Below are 14,021 nucleotides of genomic sequence, written 5' to 3' on the forward strand. Positions count from 1 at the left end.
GAATTCGTCGCGCGCACGCGCAATCCGCGCTGGATGAATGTCGCGCTGCTGAGCGTGATCGCCGCGGCGATGTTCGCCACGCTCGTACTCGCCTACCAGACGGTCGAGGCCGAGCGTGCCCAGCGCGAACAGGTCGAGCGCACCGTCGAACTGTTGGAGGAACTGCGCAAGGTGAACCGTGCCGCCTTGAGCGGAGAAACCGGCCAGCGCGGCTATCTGATCACGCTCGACCGTCGCTACCTCGCGCCATACCTGACGGGCCGCGAGCAGATCGAGCCTTCGCTCGATCGCATTCGCGGATTGCTTGGCGAGGACGCAACCCCGCGACAAACCGAGCTGGTCGATCAGATCGACGCGCTCGCGCGTGCGAAATTCGACGAGATGTCCGGCAGCGTGCAGCTTCTCGAAGACGGTCGCTTGCTCGACGCCCGGCGGGCGGTTTTGACCGACGAAGGGGTGGAAACCATGGAGCGGTTGGGGCGCGCCATCGCCGAATTGGAGGACATCGAGAACGAGATCCTTGCCGAGCGCATTACCGAAGCGGCCCGCTCGGAGGCGCGCGTTCTGCCGTTGCTCGGCGCGCTGCTGGTGCTGCTGATCCTGGCCATGCTGGCAGGTGCCAGGCTGGTCGGTCGCGCCGCTCGCGCCGAGGCCGAGGCCGCGCAGGCGGCCGTCGTGAGCGAAGCGCGCGACCGGGCAGACCTGCTCGCGCGCGAGCTCAACCACCGGGTCAAGAACCTCTTCGCGGTTATTCTCGCGATCGTTCAGATGAGCGCGCGCGACAAACCCGAAGCGAAGGAAGTCACCGACAGCATCGCCCAGCGCATTCGCGCGCTGCTGACCGCGCATGAGGTTAGCCAGGGCGAGCTGGACCGTCCCGTCGCCTCGCTACGCGCGCTGGTGGAAACCTCGCTCGCGCCCTACCGTTCGAGCAAGCATCCCGCCGAAATCGACGGTCCGGAAATCATGCTGCCCGCCAAGCGCGTGACGCCGCTGGGCCTCGTTCTGCACGAGCTTACGACCAATGCGGTCAAATACGGCGCATGGAGCAATGAGGGCACGGTCCATGTCACCTGGTCCGAAAAGGACGGCACGGTAACGTTGAATTGGCGCGAGACCGGTGCGGATCTCGACGAATTGCCCGAACGAAAAGGTTTCGGCAGCCTGCTGATGACCAGCGCCGCGCGTCAGTTCGGGGGCACGTTCGATCGCAGCTTCACCCAGGACGGCCTGCAGGTCACGATCGAGCTTCCAGCAGGTGACTAGGCTTGCCTTGACGCACCTTGGTCCATACCGGTGGATCGGATGCTAGACCGCTACGATCCGCGCAATTGGCAGATATCGCTCGAAGGGGTGATCCACACGCTGATCGTGCTCGGCGGCGCGCTTGCCGTCGCGTTCCTCGTGCATTGGGTCGCTTTCGCGATCCTTCGCCGTCTGGCGCGTACTTCCGACAGCTCGCTCGACGATGCCGTGGTCGAAGCGGTCCGCAAGCCGCTGCGCTGGGCAGCCTTCGCCTTCGCTATCGCGGTGGCCGCGGAAAACGATGCGCTGGTGGGTCAGGGATGGGACAGCCTGGCGCGGTTCCTCACGCCCGCGGTGGTCGGCTGGGTCGCCTATGCCGTCGTGCGCGGCCTGGCCCGCGGATACGAAGCGCAGATCAGCGGAGCGGAAGACCCGGTCGCCCAGCGCGGCCGCCTGACCCGCATCGCGATTCTCTCGCGCACGGTGAAGGTCGCGATCATCATCATCACCGTCTCGCTCATCATGCTCAACATCCCCGGGGTGCGCGACGTCGGGACGACCATGCTCGCCTCCGCCGGTCTGGCCGCTCTGGCGGTCGGTGCCGCAGCTCAGCCCGCGCTCAAGTCCCTGATCGCCGGCCTGCAGATGGCGATGACGCAGCCGCTCAGGATCGGCGATCTGGTCAAGGTCGATGGCGAGGCCGGCCGGGTCGAGGAAATCCGCATGAGCTACGTCACCGTGCGGACCTGGGACGAGCGCGTACTCGTCGTGCCGACCAGCCGGTTCCTCGACCAGAGTTTCGAGAACTGGTCGCGCGTCGACGAAAAGCTCACCGGTCCGGTCATGCTCCATCTCGACCCGATCGCCGATGTCGAGCCGATCCGCGCCGAGTTCGAGCGCTTCGTGCAGGCGCATGACCTGTGGGACGGTCGCAATCTGCAGCTGCTGATGACCGACGCCTTTCCCGAGAGCATCGCGCTGCGCCTGTCGATGAGTGCCGATACGATCGGCGACCTGTGGACGCTGCGCTGCGCCGTGCGCGAGCACATGCTCGCCTGGCTCAAGGAGAACCAGCCCGATGCGTTGATCCGGCACCGTTTGGAAGTTCCGGGCGGGCACCCGAAGGCCGAAGAGCCGAGCGCGCCCTAGGCATCGCGATCGGGCGCGCGCAAATGCACCCTAATCGTGTTTTTTGTCGCGGGTCGATTCCACCATGCCCTCGTGCAGGAAGCCTATCGGTTGGACTTCCGCCGCGCGCTTCTTGAGCTCGCCGCGCATCTTGCGATATTCGGCCTCCATCTTGGACGTAACCGTCGCGCGGCTGTCCTCGAGCGCTTCGTGGAAGTCGGCACTGGTCACCTCCTTCACTTCCCCGCCCGCGCGCTTGAGCGCTGTTAGGCCGGCACGGCGGACGACATCTTCCAGGTCGGCTCCGGTAAAACGCGCGGTCTTGCCCGCGATGGCGGCAAGGTCGACGTCGTCGGCCAGGGGCATGCCCTTGGTGTGGATACCCAAGATCTGCTCGCGCCCCGGCTTGTCCGGCGTACCCACATAGACCAGCTCGTCGAAACGGCCTGGACGCAACAAAGCCGGATCGACCAGCGTGGGCCGGTTGGTCGCCCCGATCACCACGACCGATTGCAATTCCTCCAGTCCGTCCATCTCGGCAAGGATCGTGTTGACCACACGGCCCGTAACCTGCGGCTCGCCCTGCCCGCTGCCGCGTGCGGGAACGAGGCTGTCGATCTCGTCGATGAACAACACGCATGGCGCAACCGCCCGTGCCCGCTTGAACATGCGCGCAATCTGCTGCTCGCTTTCGCCATACCATTTGGACAGGAGGTCCGAACTCTTCATCGAGATGAAATTCGCCTTGGCTTCCTTGGCGACGGCCTTGGCCAGCAGCGTCTTGCCGGTGCCCGGCGGGCCGTAGAGCATGAAACCCTTGGCCGGGCGGATGCCGAGGCGATGGAAGGCCTCGGGGTTCTTCATCGGCAGTTCGATGCCCTCCTTGAGCTTTTCGATGGCATCGCCGATCCCGCCGATGTCGGACCAGCCGACATTGGGCATCTGGACCATCACCTCACGCATCGCCGAGGGCTGGATGCGCTTCAATGCGGAAAGAAAATCCTCGCGCGTGACGCACAGCTCGTCGAGGACCTCGGGCGGAATGGTCCGCTCGTCGAGGTCGATCTTGGGCATGATCCGGCGCACCGCATCGATCGCCGCCTCGCGGGCGAGTGCGGCGATATCGGCGCCCACGAAGCCGTAGGTCGCCTTGGCCAGTTCCTGCAGATCGACCTTGTCGCCGAGCGGCATCCCGCGCGTATGAATGCCGAGGATTTCGCGGCGCCCCTTCTCGTCGGGTACGCCGATCACGATTTCGCGGTCGAAGCGGCCGGGCCGGCGCAATGCCTCGTCGATCGCCTCGGGGCGATTGGTCGCCGCGATGACAACGAGGTTCGAACGCGCCTCGAGACCGTCCATCAGCGTCAGCAATTGGGCGACCAGGCGCTTTTCCGCCTCGCCCGGCACGCGGTCGCGCTTGGGTGCGATCGAATCGATTTCGTCGATGAAAATGATCGCAGGCGCGGACTTGCTCGCCTGCTCGAACACCTCGCGCAGCGCCTTTTCGCTCTCGCCATAGCCCGAGCCCATGATTTCCGGCCCGTTGATGGTGAAGAAATTGGCATCGCTTTCATTGGCGACGGCCTGGGCCAGCCGCGTCTTGCCCGTCCCCGGGGGGCCGTGCAGCAGCACGCCCTTTGGCGGATCGACGCCCAGCCGGGTGAACAGTTCGGGATAGCGCAGCGGCAGTTCGACCATTTCGCGCAATTGCTGGATCGTCTCGTCCATCCCGCCGACATCGTCGTAATTGACCACCGCGCGCGCATCGCGCGGCGCCTCGAACTCGGCGCGCAGCTCGACCTCGGTGTTCTCGTCGATATGGACGATACCCTTGGGGCTGGTCGACACCACGCTCAGGCGGATCTGCGTCAGCGCATAGGCCGGCGCGTTGAACATGCGGCGCACCTCGGAGGGCATATTCTGCACCGGTTGCTGCCCGGTCGTCGCGACGAGATCGCCCGCAACCAGAGGCTTGCGGAAGAAATTCCGCTTCAGCGCCTGGGCCGGACCCTGTAGCCGCATCTCTCGCTGCGCAGGGGCAAAGACGACGCGCGTGGCAGGGCGCGATTCGGCCACGGCCACCTTGACATGCTCGCCCGAGCCGACTTCGGCATTGCCGCGCTGAAGGCCATCCAGCCGGATGACATCGAGGCTCTGGTCCTCGTCATAGGCGGGCATGGCGACCGCCGCGGTCGCCCGCTTGCCGGTGATCTCGACCACATCGCCTTCGGTGATTCCGAGCGTCTGGAAGGTCGAACGCGGCATGCGGGCAATGCCCTGACCGCTTTCCTCCTGCCGTGCCGCTGCGACCTGCAGCCTTACTGTGGTGTCCTCTACCGCTGGTGCAGCATCCGCATCGGCCATATCGGCTAGGCTCCCGTTACCTGTTCGCTTGCTGCCCACCCACTTGGGAAGCACTCCTTACCGTTGCAATGAACGAGCGAAGGCGGTGGGTCCGTTCGGGCCAAGAAAAAAGCCCGGCTGGCGAACCAACCGGGCTTGGAAGTCTTGGGAGAGGATGCCTAAAAGGCACGAGCAGATATGCGTGCAGGCTGGCTTTTGTGCAAGTGCGAAAAGGACAATTTTTGTTGCGTGAAATGCATCTTACGGTCTGGGCGCATCTTAAAGTATTGAATTTGTGGGCTGTCGTGAGAAGGCTCGACGTATAAGGAATATTGCATTGCACAATCGCGCCCGCAGCGCAGGCGGCTCCGCCAAACGGGTGTTAAGGTCGAGCAGGCGAGTTGGCCGGCGCTCGCACTGGATGTAAGGGAGGAGCTAGTGAAGATGGGAGAAACGCAGATATCCGCAGCCTAGTCGTTCGCTATTTTCCCCTTTTCGGAGATTGGGACATGAACCGGTTTGTTCTACTTGCCGCCAGCACTGTCGCCCTGGGTGGATGTGCGAGCGTCCAAACCCCGACGAGAGCCAGCGCCCCGGTCGTCACGATGGACGAGCATCGACCGGCGCCCGACACCATGCGCTGGCTCTACGGCTCGGGCGAGGCGGCAGGGGCCTCGATCCAGACCTGGCGACAGATCGCCGATTATTCGATCGCCATCGCACAGCAGAGTTCGGTGGCGCAATCGGTGCCGCTGGGCCTCCCCGACGCCGAAGGCGGGATCGGCACACGCTCCTGCATGGCGGGAGACGGCGCCGGCAAGCCACTCGCTGTCGTGTTCGACGTCGACGAAACCGTGCTGCTCAATACCGGTTACGAATATTGGCAGGCGCTGAGCGGCAGGCCGTTCGATCCTTCCGAATGGGATCAATGGGCCGACAACGGCGCAGGGATTGCGCGGCCGGTGCCCGGTGCGGTCACGGGGCTCAGGCGCCTTCGCGAGGCGGGAATCACGGTGATCTTCAATACCAATCGCAATTCGGAAACGGCAGCGGGCACCATTGCCGCGCTCGAAGCGGCCGGGGTCGGCCCAGCGGCTCATCTCGAGACGCTGTTCTTGCGCGGTGATGACGACATGGGCGGTCGGAAAGACGGTCGCCGCGCGCGGATCGCCGAAAGCTACTGCATCATCGCCATGGCGGGCGACAATCTCGGCGATTTTGCCGATGTCTTCAACGCGGATGAGGGCGACATTGCCGCGCGCCGCGCTATGGTCGCGCGCGGCCAGTACGCGCAGCTCTGGGGGAATGGCTGGTTCCTGATGCCCAATCCGGTCTATGGCGCGTGGCAGGAAGGCAGCATCGGCGAGGTCTTCCCGCCGGATGTTCGCTGGAAGCCCGAGCCGGGCGATGCGCCCGCGATCATGGACGGCCAGTAAAGCCCGCTTGCGCCGGCGCGACTTGGCAATAGGGTGATCGCCGAGAGGAGACACCCATGCCGATGAACCGCGTCTGTGAAATGACCGGGGCGGAATTCCCGCTATTCGCTTTCAGCCATTGCCGCGATGTGGTCGCCGCGGTCAGCAAGGCGGGCGGTTTCGGAGTGCTGGGCGCGACGCGCTTCAGCCCCGATCAGCTGGAGGAGGAGCTTGCCTGGATCGATGCGCATGTCGATGGCGCGCCCTATGGCGTCGACGTGCTCGTGCCCGAAGTGATCGACCCGCGCGTTCGCGGGCTGTCCGACAATAAGAGCCGCGCCGGGGCCATCGACCCCAAATACCAGGGCTTCGTCAATTCGGTGCTTGGCGATCACGGTATCGCGCCCGAGGCACGAATGCCGATCCTGAAGGAGCGGATGGGCATCACGCCCGAGAACGGCCTCGCGCTGATGGAGGTCGCTTTCCGCCACCCGATCCGGTTGATAGCCAATGCGCTGGGCATAGCCCCACCCGCGATGATCGAGGAAGGAAAGAAGCGCGGCGTACCGGTTGCCGCGCTGGTCGGTGCGAAAGAACATGCGATCCGCCAGGCCGAGGCGGGCGTCGACATCATCGTCGCGCAGGGCACGGAGGCCGGCGGCCATTGCGGCGAGGTTTCGACACTGGTGCTGATACCCGAAGTCGTGCGCGAACTGGCGCGCGCCGGACACCGGATCCCGGTGCTCGCGGCGGGCGGAATCATGACCGGCGGGCAGATGGCCGGGATGATGGCGGCGGGCGCGCAAGGGGCATGGACCGGGTCGATCTGGCTCGCCACGCCCGAGGCCGAGACCAGCGAGGCCTTTCGCGACAAGATGATCGTCGCGCGCAGCCGCGACACGATTCGCTCGCGCAGCCGCACGGGCAAGCCGGCACGCCAGCTCAAGACCGCCTGGCACGAGGCGTGGGACGATCCGCAAGGTCCCGGCACGCTGCCCATGCCGCTGATGGGCATGGTGTCCGAACCCGCTTTCGCCCGGATCGAACGCAAAGCGGCGGCGGGCAATGAAGGTGCGCGCGAGCTTGTCAGCTATTTTGTCGGTCAGGGTGTAGGATTGGTCGAACAGGTTCGCTCGAGCAGGCAGGTCGTGCAGGATTTCCGCGAGGAATTCGTCGGAGCGGTGTCGGGACTCGGAAGCCTGCTGGAAGAGTAGGTCATTTCCCTCAGGCGCCAAATGTGAGACAATCAATGCATGGGCATTCGCAACGCCTTTCGCGAGCGATTCCTCGACGTGCTCGGATCGATCTACATCTATAACGAGCACCGGGGCTACACCTCGCTCGACCGTGTGCTGGAGGCGGTACGGGCGCGCTGCCCCGACGATGCCGACTTCATCGCCGCGGTCGAGAAGCATCGCGCCGACGAGGAAAAGCATTATCGCATGTTCCGGCGCTGGTTCGAGTTGCAGGGCAAAATGCCGCTCAAGGTCGACCGCACCTGCGGCCATATCGATCATTTCATCGAAACCATCTTCGGCTGCACGATCGACGAACTCGACACGCAGGCCATCGTGGCCGATGGCGATGAGTTCGAAAAGCTGTGCCGTGTGATCATGATTACCGAACAGCGCGGAATGGAGCAGGTCGAAGTGCTGCTGAAGAACCGGCACATCCGCTCGGACAAGGCACTGCGGCGTATCTTCGAAGTGGTCGAGCGGGACGAGCCCAGCCACTGGATGCCCTACGACAGCTGGCTGCGCGCGCATGGCCGAAGGCCCAAGCCGCGATGGCGCGAGAAATGGACCGACTACTGGATCCACAAATCGCTGATGCTGGTCAAACTGCCGGCCGTGTTCCTCGATCGCAAGAACCCCCGGCTGGCAGGCTGGCCTGATGAAAATCCGCAGGTCTACGCGATCTGAGCGCTTGACCGGACCGGATCGCTGGCCCAGCAGCACTGCGCATGTGGCTCGATCGACTTCGCAATCCGAACGCCCCGCTCGCCGGGCTCAAAGTGCTCGAACTCGCTCGTGTGCTGGCAGGTCCGTGGGCTGGCCAGATCCTCGCCGACCTGGGAGCGGACGTGATCAAGGTCGAAAGCCCCGACGGCGACGGTACACGTAAATGGGGACCGCCCTGGGTCGAGCGCGAGGACGGCACCCGAGAGGCAGCCTATTATCACGCGACCAATCGCGGGAAGCGCAGCATCGTCGCCGATTTCGGGGACGAAGGCGATCTCTCGAAGGTTCGCCAGCTGGCGGCAACCGCCGACGTTGTGCTGGAAAACTTCAAGACCGGATCGCTCGCGAAATTCGGCCTCGACTACGCGACCCTGGCGCGGAGCAACCCGCACCTGGTCTATTGCTCGATCACCGGCTTCGGCCAGACCGGGCCACGGGCGCGCGAAGCGGGGTATGATTTCGTGATCCAGGCGATGAGCGGTTTGATGGCGCTCACCGGCGAGCCGGATGGCCAGCCGATGAAGATGGGCATCTCGATTTCCGATCTTACCTGCGGGCTTTATTCGGTGATCGGCATTCAGTCGGCACTTGCCATGCGCGAGCGAACCGGACGCGGGCAGCATGTAGACATGGCGCTGCTCGACTGTTCGGTCGGATTGCTCGCCAGCCAGGCGACGCATTTCCTGACGACCGGCGAGAACCCACCGCGCATGGGCAATGAACATGCGCAGGTCAGCGCTTACGGCGTATTCCCGGTGGCCGATGGCGAAATCGTCCTGGCACCGGCCAATGACGGCCTGTTCCGCAAGCTGCTCAGCCTGCTCGGGCGCGACGACCTGCTTGGCGATGCCCGCTTCGCGACCAATGAGGATCGGCTCGCCAATCGCGACGAACTCGACGCCATCATAGCTGCGGAAACGCGCAAATGGCAGATGGTCGAACTGCTTGCCGATTGCGCCGAGGACGGGATACCGGCGGGGCCGATCAATCCGGTCGACGCCGTTTTCGCCGATCATCAGGTTCGCGCGCGCGGCATGCGTGTCGATCTCGACGGTATCCCAGGCGTGCGCAGCCCTTTCGCCTTCTCCGACGCCGAACTCGCGCTCGATCACCCGAGCCCGCGCAAGGGCGAACACGGCTAGGCGTGTCGGCCGGTGATGGCGCGCGCGCCGGCACGCCACAGCCGCTCGGTCGGCCCCTGTCCATACAATCTTAGCCAGAGCGGCGACCATACCAGCATCAACGCTGCCGGCACGAGCGAGAGGAGCAGCGCTTCGGCGCGCGACACGGCGGCGAACAGGCCCGCTCCCCAGCTGGCAAAGAGCGCCGAGAATACCAGGCTTGTCATCAGGTAGTTGGTCAGCGACAGCCGCCCGGCAGCGGCGAGCAGCCGGACGCCGAGCGAATCACGAATGCGCGTGAACAGCGCCAGCATCGCTACCGCGTAGGCGACGCCCATCAGCAGGTCGAACGGGGCGGACAGCACCAGCGCGTTGCGCGCCACCACCTGCGGGTCGAAGGCTAGCGAATGCGCGCTGAAGGCGATGAGGGTCAGCGCGGGCAGTGCGACGAGACAGCACAGGACGATCAGGCCAAGCACCCGCCCGCGCGACCATCGCGAGGGCAGGAGGCCGCTCTTCCACAGCGCGACACCGGCAAGCATGGACGCAAGATTGATCGGCACCCCGGCGCTGATCGCCGCGAGCGTTGCTGGCAGGCTCGCGAGCCTTCGGACTATGCGGTCACCAACGCTTTCCCGTCCCAGCTCCAGGGCATAGGCCAGCCCGTCGGGATGCCCTCCGAAATTGAGTGCGAAGAACTCCGGCGACCGGCTCGCCAGCCAGACATAGCCGCCGCCCAGGTGTAGCGCGACGAGCGCTATCATCGCGAGACCGAGACCATGCCAGCCGAGCTGCAGGAGCAGCGGCAGGGCCAGGCCGGCAAGCGCATAGACCCGCAGGATGTCGTTGCTCGCGAGCAGCGTGGCGTGGATAACCCCGATCGCAAACAGGAGCGCCATGCGTGCGAGATGCTCGCGCCAGCCGGTACCGCGCTCCCACATGATCGCCACGCCCAGACCGAACAGCATCGCGAACAGCGTGCGAAACTTGTCCTCGACCAGTACGAAGCTGACCGCCCAAAACGCGTAGTCGAGCGCACTTTGGGCGCCATAGGCAGCCGGATTGTAATAGGCCTGTAGCGGCAGCGCGAAGACATAGACGTTCATCCACGCGATGCCGATCACGGCAATCCCGCGCAGCGCATCGAGTTCGACGATGCGCTCGCGCGGAAACGGCAGGCCGGTCTCGCCGGCCCTGCCCATGTCAGGCCAGCGCGGCCTTCAGGTCGTCGACAAGATCGGTGCGTTCCCACGGGAAATGTTCACCGTCGGCCTGCCGGCCAAAGTGGCCGTAGGCGGCGCTCTTGCGGTAGATCGGTTTGTTGAGGCCCAGATGCATGCGGATGCCGCGCGGGGTCAATCCGCCCAGCGAGCCGATGTTGGCGATCGCCTTCTCCAGCGCCTCGTCGGTCACGCCATCGGCGCTGGTGCCATGGGTATCGACATACAGCGAAAGCGGCTTCGAAACACCGATCGCATAGGCAAGCTGGATCGTGCAGCGCTTCGCGAGACCCGCCGCAACGATGTTCTTGGCCAGGTAACGGGTGATATAGGCTGCCGAACGGTCGACCTTTGTCGGGTCCTTGCCACTGAACGCACCGCCACCATGCGGAGCTGCGCCGCCATAGGTATCGACGATGATCTTGCGCCCGGTGAGACCAGCGTCGCCATCCGGTCCGCCGATTTCGAATGCGCCGGTCGGATTGATGTGCCAATCGGTTTCGCCGTTCAGCCAGCCTTCCGGCAGTATTTCGGACACGACCTGCTTAACATAGGCCTTGAGTTCGGCTTCCTTGGCGCCTTCATGATAGCCCTTGGCGTGCTGGGTGGAAACGACCACCGCCGTGCAGGCGACCGGCTTGCCGTCTTCGTAGCGCAACGTGACCTGGCTCTTCGCATCGGGCTCGAGGAAGGGCGCAGCGCTGCTTTTGCGATCGGCTGCGAGCCGCTCGAGGATCTTGTGGCTGTAATCGAGCGTCGCCGGCATGAGGTCGGGCGTCTCGTCGCAGGCGAAGCCGAACATGATCCCCTGATCGCCCGCGCCTTCGTCCTTGTTGCCGCTGGCATCCACGCCCTGCGCGATTTCGGCGGACTGCCCGTGCAGGTGGTTTTCGAAGGTCAAGGTCTGCCAGTGGAAGCCGTCTTGCTCATAGCCGATCTCGCGTACCGTATGGCGCACCGCGCGTTCGATCTCTTCCTTAGCTCCCGGTGCCCAGCCGCCGTTTTCGGCCCACTCCGGGTTCGTCGCATCATACATCGGCGCGCAGCGGATCTCTCCTGAGAGGATGACCCGCTGGGTCGTCGTCATCGTCTCGCAGGCGACGCGCGCCTCCGGATCCTTGGCCAGCATAAGATCGACGATGGCATCCGAAATCTGATCGGAAACTTTGTCAGGATGGCCTTCCGAGACACTCTCGGAAGTGAACAAGTAACTTGTGCGCATAAAGTTGCATTTCCCGATATAAAGAAGTCTTTATGTGTTGCGCGTGGGGTAGCCTCCCGAGCGCCGCATGGCAACCAGCGATAGCGCCAGCATGGCGACGCCCCACAAAAGTGTGAGCCAATGGCCAAGACGCGCGAACCAGGTGGGTGCATGGGGGGGAGGCACGATGGTATCGATCCGGCCCTCGACATTGCGACCGATATGCTCGCGAACCACGCCGCGGGCATCGATCACCGCACTGATTCCCGTTGTGGTCGAACGTAGCACCGGCAGACCTTCTTCGACCGCGCGCATACGTGCCTGTGCCAAATGCTGCGGCGGCCCCCATTCGCCGAACCAGCCATCGTTGGACGGATTGAAGATGTAATCCGGCCGGTCGCTGCGATCGACGACTTCGCCGGAAAAGACGATCTCGTAGCAAATCTGCATCCCCGACTTGCCATATGCGCCGAGATCGTAACTGAGCGGCCCCGGGCCGGGAATGAAATCGAGTGTGCCCGCGACAAGGCGCGACAGGCCAAGCGGTTCGAGCAGGCCGCGCATCGGCAGGTATTCGCCATAGGGCACGAGATGCGCCTTGGCGTAGCGCTCTCCCAGCCGCCCGTCGGGATCGATGGAGGTGATGGCATTGTAGGCACCGACGGCCCTTTCGCGCCCATCGACGGTCCCGATTTCAAGATCGACCACGCCGGTCAGGAGCAAGCTTCCCGGACCGATCACCCGGCCGATGCGTGCGCGGGCGAAGGCGGGATCGCCGGCGGCAGTCATCTGCGTGTAGTAGCGCTGGGGATAGCCATCGCGCAGGTAGTCGGGAATGCCGCTTTCGGGCCACAGCACCAGGCGGCGGTCGTGCGTTTCGAGCGGTACGCTAAGTCGGCCGATGCGTTGGAACTGTTCTTCGAAACGCGCGGTGTCGTTGATCTCTTCCTGCTCGAGGTTGGGTTGGACGAGCGTCAGCGGCAGCGTGCCTTTCCGTGCCTCACCGGCAGGCAGGTAGATCAAAGTGGTGATACCTGCAGAGGCGAGCGCCAATGCGATCCAGCGCCTCGACCGCGCGAAGGCGACAAGCACGACCGCCAGCCCCGCGGCAATGCCCGACAAGGCATAGCTTCCCGTAAACGGTAAGACCATCGCCAGGCCGGGCCGATCCCACGGGCCCAGCAGCATCATCGAAAACGGCCCCCAGCTATATCCGCTGAAGACCCAGCTACGCAGCCATTCGGCTGCAATCCACATGGCTCCGAACGCCAATGCGAATGCGACGAGATTGCCTTTTCGCGCGACAAGCCACGCGCCGCAGGTGGCCAGAGCAGGCCACACCGCCAGATAGAGCGAAAGCAGCGGCACCGCGGCCCAGCCGAGAACGGCTGGCATTTCCGTCTGGTAGGTGAAGGCGGTCGCGATCCAGTTGTTGGTAACGGTGAAATGCGCAACGCCGAACAGCCAGCCGGCGAGCAGTGCGCGCTTCCAACTCGGCAAATGCCAGGCGAGCCAGCCGAATACGCCCATCGCGACGAGGCCGAGCGGCCACAGATGAAAGGGCTGAAATCCAAACGCCGAGACCGCGCCCAGCAGGAGCGCGGCCAAATTCGGGTGCGAACGGACGAAGCCGGGAATTTTCTCCATCGGCTCGCCCATTAGATTGTCAGATCAGCACTGCAAGCGCGATCAGCCGACCGCGCTCACTTCGCCGTCATCGTCCTGCTTGCGCTTGCGCCGGCGCGGGGCAGGCTTGGACTCCTCTCCCGCGTCGTTGGCGCCGAGCGAAGGCGGGAGGACCGCCGCATCGATCTCGCCTTCGTTACCGGGAGCGCCCTCCGCGTCCTTCTTGGCCTTACGCGGTGCACGGCGCTTCTTGGGCGCCTCGTCCTCGTCATCGCGGCGCGTGAAGGGATTTTCTGCCGGCTCGAACTCGGTGTCGCTACCATCGTCGCCGCCCTTGGGCTTGCGACCGCGCGGTTTGCGAGCGCCATCGTCATGGTCGTCACGGCGTGCGCGCTGGCGGCGGTTGCCCCGGCGATCGTCGCCATCGCCTGCGTCGGCGTCATCGTCGGACTGGCTTTGTCCGCGCTCTTCCGCACGTTTGGCCTTCGCTTCTTCCTGGCGGGCCTTGTTATCGGCGATCACGCGGAAGTAATGGTCGGCAAACTGTAGGTAGTACTCGGCCTGCACCCGGTCGCCATTGTGCTGGGCATCCTGGGCAAGCTTCTTGTACTTGTCGAGCAGCTGGGGCGCGTTGCCCCGTGCCCGGCTATCGATCCGGTTGGCCGAATTGGCTCCGCCCTGATGGCGACTCCCGCGTCCGCGACGACGGTTATTGCGATTGGTGTTCAAGGGTAGCTGGTCCTCATTCAATGCGCGGCGCG

The 14,021-nt window shown here is 64.6% G+C and carries 11 protein-coding genes; 6 read left to right on the forward strand and 5 right to left on the reverse strand.

The window, feature by feature from the left end; all coding sequences use genetic code 11:
* Positions 1 to 33: 33 nt before the first annotated feature.
* On the forward strand, positions 34 to 1,266 hold the full coding sequence (locus ASS64_RS14715) for a sensor histidine kinase (protein WP_067696104.1): 1,233 nt from the start codon (positions 34 to 36) through the stop codon (positions 1,264 to 1,266).
* A gap of 39 nt (positions 1,267 to 1,305) precedes the next feature.
* Positions 1,306 to 2,394, forward strand: a complete 1,089-nt coding sequence (locus ASS64_RS14720; RefSeq protein WP_067696107.1) for a mechanosensitive ion channel family protein — start codon at positions 1,306 to 1,308, stop codon at positions 2,392 to 2,394.
* A gap of 30 nt (positions 2,395 to 2,424) precedes the next feature.
* Here ASS64_RS14720 and ASS64_RS14725 read toward each other — a convergent pair whose 3' ends face one another.
* Positions 2,425 to 4,737 carry a CDC48 family AAA ATPase gene (locus tag ASS64_RS14725; RefSeq protein WP_067696110.1) on the reverse strand — a complete coding sequence of 771 codons (2,313 nt, stop codon included), beginning with the start codon at positions 4,735 to 4,737 and terminating at the stop codon, positions 2,425 to 2,427.
* A gap of 488 nt (positions 4,738 to 5,225) precedes the next feature.
* On the opposite strand from ASS64_RS14725, the gene ASS64_RS14730 reads away from it, so the two are divergent.
* The 4 genes from ASS64_RS14730 to ASS64_RS14745 are packed head-to-tail and all read left to right on the forward strand — an operon-like array spanning position 5,226 to position 9,234.
* Complete coding sequence (locus tag ASS64_RS14730) at positions 5,226 to 6,152, forward strand: 5'-nucleotidase, lipoprotein e(P4) family (protein WP_083508402.1); 927 nt, start codon at positions 5,226 to 5,228, stop codon at positions 6,150 to 6,152.
* A 56-nt stretch (positions 6,153 to 6,208) separates the two neighbouring features.
* Positions 6,209 to 7,345, forward strand: a complete 1,137-nt coding sequence (locus ASS64_RS14735) for a nitronate monooxygenase family protein (RefSeq protein WP_083508403.1) — start codon at positions 6,209 to 6,211, stop codon at positions 7,343 to 7,345.
* A gap of 39 nt (positions 7,346 to 7,384) precedes the next feature.
* Positions 7,385 to 8,053 (forward strand): ferritin-like domain-containing protein, encoded by a 669-nt coding sequence (locus ASS64_RS14740; protein ID WP_157075213.1) that lies wholly within the window; start codon positions 7,385 to 7,387, stop codon positions 8,051 to 8,053.
* Positions 8,054 to 8,094: 41 nt separating this feature from the next.
* Positions 8,095 to 9,234: a CaiB/BaiF CoA-transferase family protein gene (locus ASS64_RS14745; protein ID WP_067696116.1), complete on the forward strand. Its 1,140-nt coding sequence runs from the start codon at positions 8,095 to 8,097 to the stop codon at positions 9,232 to 9,234.
* Here the strand turns inward: ASS64_RS14745 and ASS64_RS14750 are convergent.
* The 4 genes from ASS64_RS14750 to ASS64_RS14765 are packed head-to-tail and all read right to left on the reverse strand — an operon-like array spanning position 9,231 to position 13,989.
* Complete coding sequence (locus ASS64_RS14750; RefSeq protein ID WP_067696119.1) at positions 9,231 to 10,415, reverse strand: DUF418 domain-containing protein; 1,185 nt, start codon at positions 10,413 to 10,415, stop codon at positions 9,231 to 9,233. The genes ASS64_RS14745 and ASS64_RS14750 overlap by 4 nt on opposite strands.
* A 1-nt stretch (position 10,416) precedes the next feature.
* Positions 10,417 to 11,655 carry a methionine adenosyltransferase gene (gene metK / locus ASS64_RS14755; protein ID WP_067696122.1) on the reverse strand — a complete coding sequence of 413 codons (1,239 nt, stop codon included), beginning with the start codon at positions 11,653 to 11,655 and terminating at the stop codon, positions 10,417 to 10,419.
* Between the two features lie 30 nt (positions 11,656 to 11,685).
* On the reverse strand, positions 11,686 to 13,281 hold the full coding sequence (gene lnt / locus ASS64_RS14760; protein WP_067696253.1) for an apolipoprotein N-acyltransferase: 1,596 nt from the start codon (positions 13,279 to 13,281) through the stop codon (positions 11,686 to 11,688).
* Positions 13,282 to 13,323: 42 nt separating this feature from the next.
* Entirely contained in the window at positions 13,324 to 13,989 is a 666-nt protein-coding gene (locus ASS64_RS14765; RefSeq protein ID WP_067696125.1) for a DUF4167 domain-containing protein, read from the reverse strand.
* Between the last annotated feature and the right edge of the window lie 32 nt (positions 13,990 to 14,021).

This window comes from Erythrobacter sp. AP23 (assembly GCF_001542855.1).
Taxonomy (GTDB): Bacteria; Pseudomonadota; Alphaproteobacteria; order Sphingomonadales; family Sphingomonadaceae; genus Qipengyuania.

Excerpts from the sequence above, each read along its gene's own strand:
- ASS64_RS14715 (WP_067696104.1), top strand. The coding sequence starts at position 34 with ATGAATGTCGCGCTGCTGAGCGTGATCGCCGCGGCGATGTTCGCCACG.
- ASS64_RS14720 (WP_067696107.1), top strand. The coding sequence starts at position 1,306 with ATGCTAGACCGCTACGATCCGCGCAATTGGCAGATATCGCTCGAAGGG.
- ASS64_RS14725 (WP_067696110.1), bottom strand. The coding sequence starts at position 4,737 with ATGGCCGATGCGGATGCTGCACCAGCGGTAGAGGACACCACAGTAAGG.
- ASS64_RS14730 (WP_083508402.1), top strand. The coding sequence starts at position 5,226 with ATGAACCGGTTTGTTCTACTTGCCGCCAGCACTGTCGCCCTGGGTGGA.
- ASS64_RS14735 (WP_083508403.1), top strand. The coding sequence starts at position 6,209 with ATGCCGATGAACCGCGTCTGTGAAATGACCGGGGCGGAATTCCCGCTA.
- ASS64_RS14740 (WP_157075213.1), top strand. The coding sequence starts at position 7,385 with ATGGGCATTCGCAACGCCTTTCGCGAGCGATTCCTCGACGTGCTCGGA.
- ASS64_RS14745 (WP_067696116.1), top strand. The coding sequence starts at position 8,095 with ATGTGGCTCGATCGACTTCGCAATCCGAACGCCCCGCTCGCCGGGCTC.
- ASS64_RS14750 (WP_067696119.1), bottom strand. The coding sequence starts at position 10,415 with ATGGGCAGGGCCGGCGAGACCGGCCTGCCGTTTCCGCGCGAGCGCATC.
- metK (WP_067696122.1), bottom strand. The coding sequence starts at position 11,655 with ATGCGCACAAGTTACTTGTTCACTTCCGAGAGTGTCTCGGAAGGCCAT.
- lnt (WP_067696253.1), bottom strand. The coding sequence starts at position 13,281 with ATGGAGAAAATTCCCGGCTTCGTCCGTTCGCACCCGAATTTGGCCGCG.